The sequence below is a fragment of the Paraburkholderia lebeckiae genome (assembly GCF_050436225.1).
In the GTDB taxonomy this organism is placed as follows: Bacteria; Pseudomonadota; Gammaproteobacteria; order Burkholderiales; family Burkholderiaceae; genus Paraburkholderia; species Paraburkholderia tuberum.
This window is the reverse complement of the sequence record NZ_JBNDLU010000001.1, coordinates 144,201-160,464: the sequence shown is the minus strand read 5'-3', so window position 1 is coordinate 160,464 and position 16,264 is coordinate 144,201. Positions and strand designations below refer to the sequence as shown.

The window sequence follows — 16,264 nt, the reverse complement described above, 5'->3', positions numbered from 1 at the left end:
CGACTCAATGAGCTTCTTTCAGCGCCGCGCTCGAGACCAGCGCGTCCGACCTGTTCCACCAACCGCCGCCGACGGCCTGAAAGAGCGCCGCCGTGTCCGCGAGCCTCGCAGCTCTCGCCTGGATCGCGGCGACGTGCGCCGTTTCATAGCTTTGCTGTGCCGTCAGCACGGACAGGTAAGCGATCTCCCCCGTCTGCAGCTTCCGGCGAGCGATCTCGAGGCTGCGCGATGCAGCCTGTTCGGCGGCCACGGACGCTTCCAGCGTCTTCGCATCGGCTTGCACACTCTGCAGGACATCGGCAACGTTCTGGAACGCGTTGATGACCGTCAGGCGATACTGCGCCCCGGCCTGCTCGTAGACCCCCTGTGCGGCGCGCTGGCGGTGCAGCAGCGCCCCGCCCTGAAAGATCGGCTGTGCGACCTTGCCGACCACGTTGAAGAACTGGTTGTATGGCGTGAACGCGTTGGCGAGAGCATTCGGTGAGGTGCCCAGTGCGGCGGTCAGTGAGATCTGCGGCAGCCGGTTGGCGATGGCGACGCCGACCTGTGCGGAGGCCGCGTGCAGCGTGGCGGCAGCGGCGCGAATATCCGGGCGTTGCTCGACCAGCCTGGACGGCAGACTCACCGGAAGATTGTCAGGCAGGTGCAGGTCCGCCAGATCGAAGTGCACCGCCAGGTCTTCATTCGGAAAGCCTCCCACCAGAGCAGTCAGCGCATCGCGCTGCAGCGCCCGTTGCTTTTCGAGCGGCGGCAACGCCGCTTGCGCCTGGGCGAGCACAGCCTGCTGTTGCAACAGATCGGCCTGTGCGGCCTCGCCGAGCGTGTATTCACGGCGGACGATGTCCGCGAGTTCGGTGTCGGCCTTGATGATCTCTTCCTGCGCGGCAAGCTGACCTCGCAAGGCCGCTTCGTCGATCGCCGCGAGCGCCACGTTGCTGCTCAACGTCAGATAGGCCGCTTCGAGTTCGAAGCGTTGGTTCTCGGCTTGCGCGGCCGCCGATTCGACGGTCCGGCGATTCAGGCCGAATGCGTCGAGCGAATATGAAACAGTCAGCTCGCCTGTGTAGAGCGAATAGATGCGCTGGTTGTTCGCCGCGACCGGTGCGAGGCTCGCAGTCGGCGTCCCGTTCCTGCTGCCCGACGCATCGAGACCGATGCTGGGGAACAACGCCCCCTCCTGCGCCAACATGTTTTCGCGCGCGCTAGTGAGCGCAGCGTGTGCGGCGTCGATCGTCGGGCTGCGCCTGAACGCGCGATCGATTAGCTGGTTCAACTGCGGAGACTGGAACAGCGTCCACCATTGCCCGGGTATATCGCCGCCGGCGACGAAGTCCTGCGCCGGCCCATCCGCGCCGGCCGCCGCCGCGGTCCTCGAAGGCAACGGCGCTTGCGTATAGCCGGCTCCAGCCGGTGCGGCAGGCTGCGTGAAGTTGGGACCGACCGCGCAACCCGCGAGCAGCAACGGTATCAACAGGCTGGACGAACGTTTGAAGGTGATCATGTGAGTAGCACCCTGTGTCATTTTGCGTATTCCGGTACGGTCTGCTCTTGCGGCACCGTGCGCTTGCGGCGGTCGAACCACGGGTACAGGGACGGCAGCACCAGCAAGGTCAGCAGCGTGGCCGATATCAGTCCACCGATCACCACCGTGGCGAGCGGCCGTTGAACTTCCGCGCCGGAACTCGTGGAAAAAGCCATAGGCAGGAAGCCCAGACTCGCGACAGTCGCCGTCATCAGCACGGGACGCAGCCGTGTCAAGGCAGCCTGCCGCGCAGCCTCGATAGCGCCAAGGCCGCTCGCCCGCTTCTCGACGATGTAGCTGACCAGCACGACCCCGTTCAACACCGCAATGCCGAACAGCGCGATGAAGCCGACGGCGGCCGAAATGCTGAACGGCAGGCCGCGAGTCCAGAGCGCCAGGATCCCGCCGATTGCCGCAAACGGCACGTTGAAGAAGATGAGTGCCGCCAGGCTCACGCTGTCGAACATCAGATAAAGCAGGACGAAGATCACCGCCAGGGCGACGGGCACGACCACGTAGAGCCGCGACATCGCCTCCTGCAGATTCTTGAAGCTGCCGTTCCAGGACAGGCTGTACCCGGGCGGAAGCTTGACCTGCGTGGCCACGGCATGTTGCGCAGCGAGCACGAACCCGGCGAGATCGCGGCCGCGCACGTTGGCCTGCACCATGATCACGCGCTGCCCCTCTTCGCGCTCGATCGTCGAAGGACCGGGCTCCATCCGGATGTCGGCGACTTCGGCGAGCGGCACGGCCTTGCCCGCGCCGTTGCTCACGCGTAGCGCGCCGATTCGCGCCACATCAGTGCGGTCTTGCGGCGTCAGACGAACGCGTATATCGAAGCGGCCATCGTTATTCGAAATCGAGCCAACCGTGCGGCCTCCAAGCGCCTGCACCACGTCGAGAACCTGGCTCGCATTGAGGCCATAGCGCGCCACCGCATCCCGGTTCACGATGATGCGCAAGTACGGCTGGCCGACCGTCTGTTGCGCTTGCACGTCGGCGGCTCCCGGCACGCGAGCGATCACGCTCGCAATACGCTGCGCGGTATCGTGCAACGCGTCGAGGTCGTTGCCGTGAATCATCACGGCTACATCCGCCTGCACGCCCGCCAGCATGTCGTCCATGCGCATCTGGATCGGCTGGGCCCAATCGAGCGTGAGGCCGGGAACCGCGCGATTGAGCGCATCCGAATACGCTTCGACCAGTCCCTCCTGAGTCTGCGCGGTCTTCCACTCCGATTTCGGCTTGAGCATGATGAAAGTGTCGCTTTGCTCGACACCCATCGGATCGGTGGGAATCTCGGAACTGCCCCCGAGCGTGACTGCCGACTGGACTTCGGGAAAGCGCATTAGCGTTCGCTCGACCATCGTCTGTGACTCGACCGCCGACGGCACGGAAATGCCGGGCAGCTTCGTGGTCGTGACCGTGAGCGCCCCTTCTTCCAGACGCGGCAGGAATTCCGCACCGAGGCGCGAGCCGAGAACGCCCGCGAGCGCGAGCAGCAGCACGGCAAGCCCGATAGTCAGCACGGGACGATGCGCCGCGCGCGTGAGCACCGGCTCATAGCGCCGCCGTATCCAATGGATGATGCGGCTCTCGTGTTCGGCCACCTTGCCGCGCAGCAGAAAGCTCGCGAGAACGGGCATCACGGTCAACGTGATCACGAGCGACGCGAGGAGCGCGAACACGACCGTCAACGCCATCGGGCGGAACATCTTTCCCTCGACGCCCTGGAGGCTGAGAATCGGCAGATAGACGGCGGTAATGATCAGGACCGCAAACGTGACGGGCCGCGCCACTTCCCGGGATGCCTCGAGCACGACCGCCTGCATGGGCCGCGCCGGTGCTTCCGCGCGCCGCCGTACGATGTTCTCGATCATGACCACCGCGCCGTCGACGAGCAGGCCGAAATCGATGGCGCCCAGGCTCATGAGATTGCCGGACATACCCGCGCTGTACATGGCAATCGCCGCGGCCAGCATCGACAAAGGAATCGCCAGCGCGACGATCAGGCCGGCGCGCGCATTGCCGAGCAACAGCAGCAGCACGGCAATCACGAGCACGGCGCCTTCGACCATGTTGTGAGCAACCGTATGCAGCACGCGGTTCATCAGGTCGGCGCGGTTGTAGTACGGTGCGATTTCGACGCCGGGCGGCAGCGTCTTGTTGATTTCCCTGACGGCGTCCTGAACCCGCTGCGCGACGATACGCGTGTTCTGCCCGAGTCCCATCAGAACGACGCCGACAACGGCTTCGCCTTGGCCGTCGCGCGTGACTGCGCCAAGCCGGGGCATCGGCGCCTCGACGACGCGCGCGACATTGCGAACGTAAAGCGGCGTGCCATCCGGCTCGGTGCGCAACACGATGTTGCCGATGTCGGTCGCGTTGCGAAGCAGCCCTTCGCCGCGAATGATGGCCTCCCCGCCGTTGTGCTCGAGGGTCGCGCCGCCGGCCGCGCCGTTGTTCATCTGCACGGCATTGAAGATGTCGGCGGTCGAAAGGCCGTAGCGCGTGAGCGCGTCGTCCGCCACCTGCACTTCGTAGGTCTTCAATTCGCCGCCGTTCACGTTGACGTCGACCACGCCCGGCACTTCGCGGAATTTCGGCGCGATCTGCCAGTCGAGCAACGTTCGCAGCGTCATCAGCGATTGCCCGTGGCCACGCACCTGAAATTGATAGATCTCGCTCAGGCCATCCGACAGCGGTCCCATCTGAGGCGGATTTGTACCGGGCGGAAGCTGCACCGTCTGCAGGCGCTCGCCGATCAGATTGCGATCCTGATAGATGTTCGAGCCGTCGGCAAAGCGCACGTAGATGACCGACAGGCCATAACGGGAAATGGAGCGCAGCGCCTGCATGCCGGGCAACCCTTGCAGGGCGAGTTCGACGGGCGCGGTAATCGAGCGCTCGATATCGACCGGAGCGAGCCCCGGCGCTTGCGTCGTCACGAGCACCTGGACCGGCGAGATATCGGGCTGCGCATCGAATGGCAGTCGCTGCATGCTGACGAGCCCAAAGGCGATCAGTACGGCGACCAGGATCAGTACCATGGCGCGATTCTTCAGCGCCGCATCGACAATCTTCGTAATCATGACCTGCGCTCGCGGTTCAGCCTTCGTCGGGAATGGTGGTTTGCATCAGCGCGGCCTTCAGCCAGTAGCTGCCGTCGGCGACCACCGGCGTTCCGGCCTTGACCCCGCTCACGATCTCCGTCATGCCGCTCTCGGCCACGCCGGTATGGACCGTGCGCGGGAGGAAGTGACCCTGACCCGCAGGCACGAATACGACCGTCTGCCCGTTCACGTCCTGTAACGCGGAATCGGGCACCAGCACGGAATCGTGGCCGAGCGGCGCCGCGATGTTTGCCGTGGCGAACAGGTTGGCGCGCAGCAGGCCGCCGGGGTTCGGCACTTCGCAACGCACCGTGACGGTGCCCGTATTCGGATCGGCCTGATCCGCGACGTCGATGACGCGTCCGTTGAACGGCTGATTCGGATAGGCATCGACGTTCACCGCGACTGTCTGACCCGCGTGCACGGCAGCGGCGTCGTGTTCCGGCACGCTGACTTGCAGCCACACGGTCGACAGATCCGTCACCGTGACGAGCGACTGCGACGTATCGACGATGTTGCCGGCGGCCGTACTCACTGCCGTGACGACACCGTCGAATGGCGCGACGACGGCGCCGAGCGAGTCGCGCGGACTCAATGCGGCAAGGGTGCGCATGTCGCCTTTTGCCTTCGCGGCGGCATCGATCGGCATCAATCGTTGTGTCATGCCGCGCCATTTCTGCAGATCCGCTTGCCGGGAGCGCAGCGTGGCATCGGCATTGGCCGCGATCGCGCGACGGCGCTCGAGTTCGCTTTGCGCAATGCCGCCGGCGTCGACCAACTCAGTGCCGCGCGCGAGCGCGGCGTGTGCCGCGTCGGCTGCGGCCGTCGCATCGGCGAGCGCGGCTTGCGCGCTGGCGAGCTGGCTGCGCACATCGGAGAGGTCGAACTCGTCGAGCACGGCAAGTCGCTGCCCCGCACGCACGTGGTCGCCAACCGCGACGTCGACGGCCTCGATCCGACCTCTGGATGGGGAACTCAGTTGTGCGAGCTGTTTGCCGTTGAAGGCGATCACGCCCGGCGCGGTGATGGTCCGCACGCCTGGGCGAAGCGCCGCGTCGGCGATCTGCAGATGCAGGTTCGAGAGCGCCTCGGGCGCCAGGTCGACGGCGTTGGAAACGGTAGGCGTACTGCTCGCTGCCGCTGACGTGGCAGATTCAGCCGCTACGGGTTCGGCCGTTGCCCGCGTGGTCCGCGAATGAATCGCGAAGGCGCCGCACAGAACGATCAAGCCGGCCCCGGCGACGGACGCATACAGGCGTCTCTGGTAGTTGGTTTTCAATGAGTCCCTCGCAGAATCGAATTGACCTGACACACTCGAAGAGCGAGGACTTAATGTCCTCGATCGCCTGGTGTCAATTATCGAAATCTGCGGCTGATACACACATTGCGGCTAAATGTCATTTTTGACATTGAGGCTGGCGACGTGCGCGAGGTAGAAGAGGAGAACGGGCTGCGGCGCGGCGCGCCGCGCTTTAGACGAGAGCCGGAAAATACAGCGTAAACACCGTGCTGCCTGCGCGGCTCAGCACTTCGACCTTGCCTCGGTGCGATTCCATGATCGCTTTGACGATCGCAAGACCGAGGCCGGTATTCTTCGCCGATCCCTCGCGGGCAGCATTGACGCGATAAAAGCGTTCGAAGATTTTATCGATATGTTCGGGCGGAATGCTCTCGCCGTTATTCATGACCTGCACGGCCACATACTCTCCCGCGCGGAACGCTCGTAGCACGACTTCGGACGCGGTCCCGGCATGCTCCAGCGCATTGGATAGCAGATTGCTGACGGCGCGCCTGAACAGCGTCGGATCGGCTCGCACTTGCACGGGCCCATCGATGAAGAACCGAACGCTCTTATTCTCCGCGACGGCATCGAAAAATGCGGTGAGTTTGGCGAATTCGCTTTGACAGTCGAGCGACCCTAGCTTGAGTTGCTGTCTGGCATGATCCGCCCTCGCGAGAAACAGCATGGTCTCGATCATGCGCTGCAGTCGCTCGCACTCCTCGATATTCGAATCGATGAGCGTCTCGTACTCATCAATCGTGCGCGGCCTGGACAGCGTGATTTGCGAGGAGCTGATGATATTCGCGAGCGGCGTGCGCATGTCGTGCGCCAAATCCGACGAGAACTGCGAGAGGCGCGTGAAGGCGCGCTCGAGCCGGTCGAGCATGCGATTGACCGGGACAGCTATGTCGTGAAGCTCGACGGGGCCGCCGCCGATCTGCAGACGATTGTCCAGATTGTGTGCCTCGATGCTGGAAATGCGAGCACCAATCGTTTTCACAGGCGCGAGGCCCCGTTTCGCGATCGCATAACCGAGTGAGCCCATCAGCAGCGAACCGCCGACGAGCACGAGCAATAGGTCCTCCTGAAAAGCGCGCAGCACCGAGCGCCGTACATGAGACGCGTGCGCGAGAACGATCTGGATCGTTTCCCCGGACGACAGCTTTTCTCGCCCCACAACGCAGCGGGCAGGCCCGACGACCGGCGGATTGCAGGTGAACGGACCAGATCCGGCGTCTTTGCCCAGCCCGGATGCCAGACGCTGCCCGCGTCCCCCGGTGTACACCAACAGTTCACCACCCCCGCCGGATATCGCGAAAGACACCGCGGGATGTGAAAGCAGCGCCTCCTGAAATACCGCACCGTTTTGCGCGACCGATACCGCGCTGCCCAATGTGCGAGCCTGCGCCATGAACTCCTGAAGCTTCACGGCAATTTCGCTGTCGTCGCGGCGTCGCAGTTCCAGTGAGAGCGTATGGTAGAGAAGGCCGCCGGCGAGCGACAGCACCAGGATGGCAAGAATCGAAAATGCGAGCGCGAGCCGCTTCAGCAGTGAATACGGCGCGCCGGCCCCAATCATGCCCTGTCCTCCAGCACGTAGCCCATGCCGCGAACCGTATGCAGCAGCTTGTTTTCGAACGGGCTGTCGATCTTCGTGCGCAGACGCTTGACCGCGACGTCCACGATATTGGTGTCGCTGTCGAAGTTGATATCCCACACGTGGGAAGTCACGAAAGCCCGGGTCAGCACTTCGCCCTGGCGCTCGGCGAGCAACTTCAACAGGGCAAACTCCTGAGCCGTCAATTCGATGCGCACGTTGCCGCGCCGCACGCGCCGCCTGACCAGATCGATCTCCATGTCGGAGACACACAAAACAGTGACCGACGACTGCGCCGGCCTTCGCAGCAGCGCACGGACCCGCGCCAGCAATTCGGCGTAGGCGAACGGTTTGGACAGGTAGTCGTCCGCACCGGACTCGAGCCCGACGACTTTGTCCTGGACCGTGTCGCGAGCCGTCAACAGCAGTACCGGCGTATGTTTTTTCTCCCGTATGCGCTTGAGGACTTCGAGCCCGTCGAGTTCGGGCAGCATCACGTCAAGCAGAATCAGATCGTAGTCTTCACTAAGCGCAAGGAAGAGGCCCTCCTTGCCATCAAGGGCGGTATCCGCCTGGAAGCTCGCTTCCATGAGCCCCTTGCGGAGATAGGTAGCCATTTTCGGCTCGTCCTCGATAATCAGTATTCGCATGGTGCTGCAACCTGTCGTTCAATTAACGCGATTCAAAAAAGATCCGGCGGCATCGTGCGTCCAACTCACGCGGTCCGCTCGGACTGCAGATGAAAGCGAATCTGCGTGAGCGATTCGCATAGCTGCCACAAACGCTGGGCGGTCAGTTCATCCATGGCCTGCGTCGCGACACTCGCTTCGCCGATCCTGCGCCCGCGTGCCTCGAGGAAACCTTGCGGCCCATAATAGCCGCCGTCATCGACGTGGGGCGACGTCGCCGCGTAGAGCGTCGGCAGCGCGCCGGCGGATTCGCTGTTCAGCGCGACGCCGATAACCCGGCCAGCGAGGCTGCGAGCAGCCCGTGAGAGCGCGGATCGATCGCCGGAACGAAACAGATTGGTGTTCGCGACCCCGGGGTGGGCGGCTACAGACATGACACGGGAATTCGCCGCGCGCAGTCGACGGTCGAGCTCAAAGGCGAAGATCAAATTCGCCAGCTTCGACTGGCGATACGACTGCATCGGCGAATAATGCTTCTCCGACTGCAGATCGTCGAAATCAATTCTCCCCTGCTTGTGCGCGATGGAAGCAATCGTCACGATACGCGGCCGGTCAGGCGATTCAGCCGCGGCAAGTTCGAGAGCGGGCATGAGCAGCGCCGTGAGTGCGTAATGGCCGAGCATATTGGTGCCGAACTGCAGTTCGAAGCCGTCGGTGGTCTCAAGACGTTTCGGCGGCGCCATGACGCCGGCATTGTTCACCAGAATATCAATGCGGCGTTGCTCCGCGAGTTCTTTCTGCGCGAACGAGCGGACGGACGCGAGGCAAGCGAGGTCGAGAATCGCCAGTTCCGCGCTTGCTCCGGGAACTTCGGCTTTCAGGCGGGCGAGAGCTTTTTCTGCGCGTCGTTTATCGCGGCATGCCAGGATGAGCCGTGCCCCTTTGCGCATCAGCGTCAGCGCGGCCTGATAGCCGATACCGCTATTCGCTCCCGTGATGAGCACTCGTTTGCCGGTCTGCGGCGCAATGTCGTCGGTGGTCCACCGTGTGTGCATGTTGGTCCGGGGCGGCGTGAAGATTGAATACCTGAGGCCGAGACTATCACGTCGGCGATCCGAGAGCATATCCGGCGACAATCATGCCGCGAGCCGCCCAGCATGGAGACTCGAGCCAACATCAATTGCTCTTCGCGTACTGCATCGATTGCGGTTTGCTCGCCCAGTCAGTCTCGAGTGGACTGGAATGGTCTCGGTTGTCATTATCGGACTTCGATCGTTAACACGACATGGCCGCTGGATGACGTTTCAGTCATTTCGGAGCGTCACTGGAAGTCCGACGAGTGCGCGTCGCTATATAACGCCGTTACCGAGCAGGCCGTCGACATGCCAAGCAATGCGCTCAAGGACTTCGGCGTGCAACGCGTCGAACCCATGCAGCGCTCGTAGGGCGAACGATCCATCACTGCTCGAAAACGGCTGCGCTCGCCGGCCAGTTGCGCGTCCGTCGCCTGTGCTGACCGAGACGGTGTTGCGTACGCCTGCGACAGTTGAGCCAACCGTGGCATTCCCTGCAGCCGATGCAGCATTGGCGCCCATGCCGGTGCGAGAGCCCGACGCGTTCGCCGTCACCATATTCGCACGGGCCTCCTGTAAAGACTAGCCCTTCGCAAACCGCTCGATCCATTGCGAGAATGAGGCCATGAATTCCTCCAGAAACCGACTGGTTCCGGAATTGGTCAAGACGCCTTGCTCGTCAAACAGACCAGCAATGCCGCCTACGTATGCTTCAGGCGTGGACATGACGTTCACGCCAATACAAACCAACGACTGCCGAAGGTGATGGTTCGCACCGCACCCGCCCATTGCTCCCTGCGAGGAGGTGACAACGGCCGCAGGTTTCCCTAACAATGCGCTTGCTCCGTGAGGCCGGGAGAGAACATCGACAGCATTCTTCAGAACGGCTGGAATGGAGCGGTTGTATTCCGGGGTGACGAACAGAACCGCATCCATTGCTGACACGTCGTTTCTGACAGTTTTCCAGGCTGACGGCGTGTCGTCCTCGAGGTCCTGGTTGTATAAAGACAGCGCGCCTATCTCCACGATGTGCAGCGACAACCTTGGAGGTGCAATCTGCGCGAGTGAGTTGGCCAGCATGCGATTGAGAGACTTCTGGCGAAGACTGCCAATCAGTACAGCAACTTTATAGGGTTCCGACATGAGCGCTCCGTTGATGACAGAAGGGTGCGTTTGCGTTTGACGACATGCATCGCGCAAATGCCCGGGTGAACATCAGGTTAGATCGGCGAGACAAACGAGACCATCCTACGAACGACATAGACCGCGCCTATAGGGGAATGGCTGTCTTATACCTGCGTATGGCGGAGTGACGGAAAACAGCTCTCGGAACATGCCGCAAACCACGGAATCTAGCGGCGCGAAGGATCGATCCCAAGGCGGATCATCTGCCAGGGCCAACGGTTGACGCACTGAAGCGGCGCATGGGCAAGGCCATTATTTACGTGATGGGCGGGCCCGGCAACAGGCGCCGGAGACGCTTGTGCGGCAGCTGAACCTACGGCATGGGAAGCGCGATGCGCTCCGGGCGCGAGCCACGCTACTGGTTGTGAGCAAGCTCATCGCCTTGGTGTGTTCGCCGTCGGCCCGGAGTTGATCCGACACGTACGGTCCGACGCGTTCGCATGACTAATGATCTTATAAACGGAGAATGTGATGCCAGAAAAAACTGAAAATTGGAGCCGTCTATACGGAACCAGAATGATGTGGTTTGTCATTCTATGGTGCGTAGGGTTTGCCGCTGCAATGCTGACCGCGCTCCCATTCCGTCTTCTTGTCGCAGCCGCGATGCGCTAACAGACGGACGTCGCGTTGGAGAGAGTTCCGCCACGACCACGATGCGTGCCGAGGCGTTCGCCGAACCTTGAACCGTTGCCCCTCAGTATCGCATCAGGCTGAAACCGGTTTGCCCTGGAGTTCCCACACGTTGGCAGGCGGGGCGTTTCGCCAGACAGTGCAAACCCGACGCCAGAAAAAATCCGCAGGCGCCGCAAATGGAGCGCGCAGCCGGTATGAGAACTGGACGAGGCGGCGGGCCTGGTCTGCACGCAAAACGTCAGCCAGTGCTTCCACTGTTGGGCGCACGATCCTTGCCGGTAATGACCTGAAGGGCAAGCCCGACACGACTACCGTTTTCGGAGGAAGGTCGTGCAGCACGGAGACATTTTCGTGGAATGCGCCGGCGACCACCTGAGCACGAGGAAACCGCGCATGCAGGCCGTCAGCGAGTTGCTCCGACAGTTCGAATACAACCAGACGAGCCTCTGGATTACGATTCGCGAGTGCCTGGGTAATGGCGCCTGTTCCCCCGCCCACTTCGACAATTGCGTCAAAAGCCTCCGCCCCTTCAGCCATGGCGGCGGCGAGATATCGGGAAGACGGTGCAATAGCGCCGACAGACATAGGATCCTGCAACCAATGCCTGATAAATTTAGCTTTCACGTTAGTCGAAAACGGTAAAGAAGCGTATAGCCATCGCGCCAATCCATCATTGTGCGCCATCAGGGACATTGGACGGTAACGGACGAGGCAGACCTCGTGCGGCCGCTATCAGCTCAGCACCGAGACGTCCGCAACCACGACGCGAAAACACCGCGAGCGCGTCCTTGTCGATGCGCCGTTGGCAGATCCTTGCCGCCATTCACCGACTTCGCGGGGAAAAAGAGAGCCGGCCGGAGCCGGCTCGAAAGGTGGTTCCATTTGCCCACTCGAGGCGCATGGAACCGGCGGGGATCATTGTGATAACACCAGGTCGACGAAATCAGAATAGGCGGATAGAACCACGAAGACCATTGTACGAACGATTGCGGCAGTCCTTCGTGAGCATAGTGCTCTTATACGTGTGTATGTCATCGATGTGGTGACGGGAAGGATCTGCCTTGGCGGGCGTCCCGCAAGTAGTTACCATCAACCCGTCATACGCAGGTACAAGGCAGTCGTTCATAAGCAGGGGCAATCCCTGCCGTTCGTGGAATTGTCTTGTTCGTCTTGCATGTCTAATCTGATTTCGCGGTGATGCATTTGCACGATGTCTGCAACAGACGCCGTTCTCCTTGCTCACCCGTTTTCCCTTCCTTATCACTCGACTCTGAAGAAAGACATGATGAAAATAATCCTGATTGGAGCGGTCATGATGGGCTTAGGCCTGTCACCTATCGCGCTTGCGAAATCACCCACGACAGTGCAACCAGGCAGAATGAAATGCGAAGACTTCTTGGCGCTGGACGACAATTACAAGCCCGCATTGGTTTTTTGGGCCGCCGGCGTCGACCGGCTCGGTGTGAAAGAAACGGATGAGCTCGTGGTCGACACCGCACGTCCTGTCGCCTTAGTCGTTGAAGAATGCAAGAAAACGCCGAAAGCATCATTCATGGGCAAGATAAAGCAGCTGGCCAGGTCGGGGAAATTCAATCTTTACGATCACCACTAACCGGATGCGCACTATCGATCCCATACAGATCGTCCTCTATACAAATGTATGAGATCCCTACCGCTCGCGGAGGACCGTGCCAACCGTTCGTAGAATGTTTTTTTTGAAGTCGTCCGCCTATCTTGATTCCATGGACCGCGCGGTCTTTCAGTAACAGTCAATCGGTCAGTCCACATCCACCCGGCGCTGAAGCCCTTCCGAGACAGCGTGCATCTTCCCGGTGACAGCGAAGCGGGTGCTGGTGTCGCCGATTTTTTGCCGCTTTTTCCGGTCCGATGGAGAATGCAATGAGCAAACACACGTACGTATCGTCGCGCCCCGATGCTGCTCCGTCAGTACTCGCACGCGGCCGTAATCCGTCTTTGTCTGGCTCGCGGTACGTCGCCACGCCGGCGAACGAATACGCGTCGCGCTGGTTACACATTACCTGTTCGCTCGGTGCTTGCAGTGGCGATCGTAACGAGGCCGCGCAGCCCGCGCGGTGCAGTCCGCGTCCCTCCCGCGCCCCTGCTCTGGAGGTCGGTTGCGGGCTCAATGCCACGATCGACATTCTCGATCGGCCGAGCGCCGTATCGGTGGTCCTGTCATGGCGCGACCCGACGAGCTGCAATTATGGATATCAGACGTGGCAAAAAAGGGTTGCGAGGCGGGTGGGAGTCTGCGCGCTAAGTGGCTTGCCGATACAAAGCAGCGATGCGATCTATCGACCGGGTCCATGCCGCCGCAGGCCGTCGAATGCATCCGCGATGATCCTCGCCGTCTACATCGATTCCCCTCAACTCGCGCCCCGGCGGCCGTCGCGCGAGTGACCGCCAGAGCTCGAGGACATGTCATGGCATCAAAACACGAATTGAAACGATATCGCGCGAACCTATCCGACGAACTTCATAGCGCTGAGTTGTACGAAGCCTTGGCGAAGGTTGAGGACAACCATGCGCGAAAAGAGATCTACGGCGAACTGGCAAAATCGGAGCGTGAGCACGCACAGGTTTGGGCCGACAAGTTGAAGGTCAATGGCGACCGGTATCACGGGACCGGTCTCGCTGTAAAAACGCGCCTGATGAAAGCGCTCGTACGGCTGATTGGCGCAGGTTTCGTGCTGCCCACATTAGCTGCTGCCGAGTACGCGGATCGCGACAAGTACCAGGGCCAGCCAGACGCTGGCAGCATGTCGGCCGACGAACATCGCCACGCGACCGTCGTTCAGCAGCTCGCCAGCGGTGGCGACCCGAAAATGTCGCAAGGGGCACGCATCGCAGCGGCAGAACCCTGGCACAAGGGCGTATCGTCAGGCAACGATCTGCGCGCCGCCGTACTGGGTGCGAACGACGGACTGGTTTCCAATTTCTGCCTCATTATGGGCATGGCAGGCGCGGGAACCGGCAATAGGACGATCCTCTTTACGGGGCTCGCCGGGTTGACCGCCGGAGCGTGCTCAATGGCGCTTGGTGAATGGCTGTCCGTGACCAATGCGCGTGAACTGGCTAGCAACCAGATTGCCAGGGAGGCCGAGGAACTCGAGACAACGCCTGAAGCGGAAGAGCACGAGCTCGTGCTCATTTACCGCGCTAAAGGTTTCGATGCGGATGAGGCAAAGCGTGTCGCATCACAAATGATGCGTGACAAAGATAATGCGCTTGATACATTGACACGTGAGGAGCTAGGTCTGGACCCGGCGGATCTAGGCGGTAATCCCTGGTCGGCAGCGGGGGTGTCCTTCGGTCTTTTCTCGGTGGGGGCTATCTTTCCAACGATGCCGTTCTTGTGGACTCACGGCTTCAGCGCAATCGTTCAGTGCATCGTGCTAAGCACTTTGGCTTTGGCTTCCATCGGCGTATTCACGTCGCTCTTTAACGGACGTAGCGCCCTTTTTTCGTGTCTCCGTCAGGTGGTCATCAGTCTTCTGGCCGCAGGATTTACGTTCGGCGCCGGCCACTTGCTTGGTGTCTCTATTTCCTGAACCTGAACGGCGGTCGAGCCGGCGTCGATGCACCTGCCCAGCCCGTATCCCGCATCGACGCCTGGCAGATCGGCACTCTCGAATGCTTCATTCGTCGAGATTGCATCCCATTAGCCCTGCGAGTCGCGAGGTTGTTTCCGTGCGCCTGCCAATACTGCGCACCGAGGACGACATGACACGGATAACTTGCGTTCGCGCATCGGCCCAGTGCAGAACACGATAACGAAAGCAGTCTTGCCGGTGCATTCGATCAGCGACAACAGCGAAATCGCGACGGAGTGCTTGAACTCAAACGGGAGTCCGGGTGCGATGGCCAATACGCTCGTGCCGCAGATAAAGGCGAATATTCCGCGGGCGAAACGAATGTCCGCAATGGCCGCAACGCCCGCGGCGATGATGATCAGTTTCGCCACGACAAGAGCCAACAGCCAGGTATCGTCGCTCGATGCGCTGCACTCAAACGGCGCTTCAATAAACGACCATCCACAGATCGCGAAAGTCAGCGCTGTTACCGTCCGGCCGGGCGGCAAATGTGACGCGTCCGCTTCGGTCTGGATCGGCAAATATTCTGCAAAGAACCTGTTGTGATCCGCGACGTCGCTAGCGCGTGCTATCTCTTTCATATCCACGAGGCATTCTCCTGTTGGCGATGCCGGTGAAAAATGGACGCATGCATGGCTTAACTGATTGCGCCGCGAGTCAATGAGAGCGACGTACCCGCGCCGTACGAACGCCTGCGTCGTGCAATGAAGATACGCGCGCCTGACTGGCAAAACCATTCTACGAACGGTTGGCGCCGCTGCCGCATAGACGTTGAGAACTCATACCTGCGTATAGCTCGCCAAATACGACGGAGTGCGGTACCGTGCGTTCGAGGACGCGCCGATTTACCGAAAGTGGTTCATGTCTTCGGCGCGCTTCCGCGCACGCGATGTCCAACGTCACCGCGCACTTTGTCGATTCGGAAGGGGAAGAGATGATTTTGGAGTCGCATTCGACGTCGACCCGCAGCGCCGGCGGCAGCAAGCCATCTGTGGTTTATGTGGTCGATGATGACGAGGCCGTTCGGCTCGCGCTGGGCGCCCTGCTTCGGTCAGTCGGGCTACGCGTCGAGACTTTCGGATCGTCGCACGAGTTTCTCGCCTTCGAGAAGTACGACGCGCCCAGTTGCCTGATTCTCGACGTCAGGTTGCGCGGCGAAAGCGGCCTCACGTTTCAGGAAGAAGTCGCGAAGAGCGGCCTTCAAATGCCGATTCTGTTCATGACAGGTCATGGCGACGTGGAAATGTCCGTCAAGGCCATGAAAGCGGGAGCGCTCGACTTTTTTTCCAAGCCCTTTCGCGATCAGGACATGCTGGACGCAGTCTCGAATGCGTTGACTCGCGATGCGGCGCGCCGCGCGGCCGAACAATCCATCGCGGCGCTTCGGGCCTGCTACGGCTCGTTGACATCGCGGGAGCGAGAGGTAATGGGATTCGTGGTGGCCGGCCTGATGAACAAACAGATCGCCTCGGAGATGAATCTTAGCGAAATCACCGTGAAGATCCATCGCGGACAGGCGATGAAAAAAATGGCAGCGCGTTCCGTAGCAGATCTCGTGCGAAAGGCGGAAGCCCTCGGGATCGAGCCGCATCATCTGAAGTGATCCTGATCCTGAG

At 61.2% G+C, this 16,264-nt stretch carries 14 protein-coding genes; 4 read left to right on the top strand and 10 right to left on the bottom strand.

Annotated features, from left to right (window positions below; all coding sequences use genetic code 11):
• Positions 1-4 precede the first annotated feature (4 nt).
• From OKW45_RS00715 to OKW45_RS00675, 9 genes are all read right to left on the bottom strand, one after another.
• Entirely contained in the window at positions 5-1,501 is a 1,497-nt protein-coding gene (locus tag OKW45_RS00715) for an efflux transporter outer membrane subunit (RefSeq protein WP_429465233.1), read from the bottom strand.
• 17 nt (positions 1,502-1,518) lie between these two features.
• Complete coding sequence (locus OKW45_RS00710; RefSeq protein ID WP_429465231.1) at positions 1,519-4,614, bottom strand: efflux RND transporter permease subunit; 3,096 nt, start codon at positions 4,612-4,614, stop codon at positions 1,519-1,521.
• A gap of 16 nt (positions 4,615-4,630) precedes the next feature.
• The gene (locus OKW45_RS00705; protein WP_429465229.1) at positions 4,631-5,914 is read right to left on the bottom strand and encodes an efflux RND transporter periplasmic adaptor subunit; all 1,284 of its coding nucleotides are present in this window, start codon (positions 5,912-5,914) and stop codon (positions 4,631-4,633) included.
• Positions 5,915-6,107: 193 nt separating this feature from the next.
• On the bottom strand, positions 6,108-7,496 hold the full coding sequence (locus OKW45_RS00700; RefSeq protein WP_018424384.1) for a heavy metal sensor histidine kinase: 1,389 nt from the start codon (positions 7,494-7,496) through the stop codon (positions 6,108-6,110).
• Entirely contained in the window at positions 7,493-8,164 is a 672-nt protein-coding gene (locus tag OKW45_RS00695) for a heavy metal response regulator transcription factor (RefSeq protein ID WP_018424383.1), read from the bottom strand. The genes OKW45_RS00700 and OKW45_RS00695 overlap by 4 nt, the downstream gene beginning before the upstream one ends.
• A gap of 65 nt (positions 8,165-8,229) precedes the next feature.
• Positions 8,230-9,198 (bottom strand): oxidoreductase, encoded by a 969-nt coding sequence (locus OKW45_RS00690; protein WP_429465227.1) that lies wholly within the window; start codon positions 9,196-9,198, stop codon positions 8,230-8,232.
• A gap of 266 nt (positions 9,199-9,464) precedes the next feature.
• Positions 9,465-9,602, bottom strand: a complete 138-nt coding sequence (locus OKW45_RS00685) for a hypothetical protein (RefSeq protein WP_162634096.1) — start codon at positions 9,600-9,602, stop codon at positions 9,465-9,467.
• A 196-nt stretch (positions 9,603-9,798) separates the two neighbouring features.
• Positions 9,799-10,359 carry an NADPH-dependent FMN reductase gene (locus OKW45_RS00680; protein ID WP_429465225.1) on the bottom strand — a complete coding sequence of 187 codons (561 nt, stop codon included), beginning with the start codon at positions 10,357-10,359 and terminating at the stop codon, positions 9,799-9,801.
• A gap of 747 nt (positions 10,360-11,106) precedes the next feature.
• Entirely contained in the window at positions 11,107-11,727 is a 621-nt protein-coding gene (locus OKW45_RS00675; RefSeq protein ID WP_429465224.1) for a class I SAM-dependent methyltransferase, read from the bottom strand.
• A gap of 517 nt (positions 11,728-12,244) precedes the next feature.
• On the opposite strand from OKW45_RS00675, the gene OKW45_RS00670 reads away from it, so the two are divergent.
• The 3 genes from OKW45_RS00670 (at position 12,245) to OKW45_RS00660 (ending at position 14,606) form a co-directional block, all read left to right on the top strand.
• A complete protein-coding gene (locus tag OKW45_RS00670) occupies positions 12,245-12,646 on the top strand; it encodes an HdeA/HdeB family chaperone (protein WP_429465222.1) in 402 nt (133 codons plus the stop codon).
• A gap of 275 nt (positions 12,647-12,921) precedes the next feature.
• On the top strand, positions 12,922-13,455 hold the full coding sequence (locus OKW45_RS00665) for a DUF3331 domain-containing protein (RefSeq protein ID WP_429465220.1): 534 nt from the start codon (positions 12,922-12,924) through the stop codon (positions 13,453-13,455).
• A 23-nt stretch (positions 13,456-13,478) separates the two neighbouring features.
• Entirely contained in the window at positions 13,479-14,606 is a 1,128-nt protein-coding gene (locus OKW45_RS00660; protein ID WP_429465218.1) for a VIT1/CCC1 transporter family protein, read from the top strand.
• Between the two features lie 110 nt (positions 14,607-14,716).
• Here OKW45_RS00660 and OKW45_RS00655 read toward each other — a convergent pair whose 3' ends face one another.
• Positions 14,717-15,235, bottom strand: coding sequence for a hypothetical protein (locus OKW45_RS00655; protein ID WP_429465215.1), 519 nt, complete (start codon positions 15,233-15,235; stop codon positions 14,717-14,719).
• A 347-nt stretch (positions 15,236-15,582) separates the two neighbouring features.
• On the opposite strand from OKW45_RS00655, the gene OKW45_RS00650 reads away from it, so the two are divergent.
• Entirely contained in the window at positions 15,583-16,251 is a 669-nt protein-coding gene (locus tag OKW45_RS00650) for a response regulator transcription factor (RefSeq protein WP_429469174.1), read from the top strand.
• Positions 16,252-16,264: the final 13 nt, after the last annotated feature.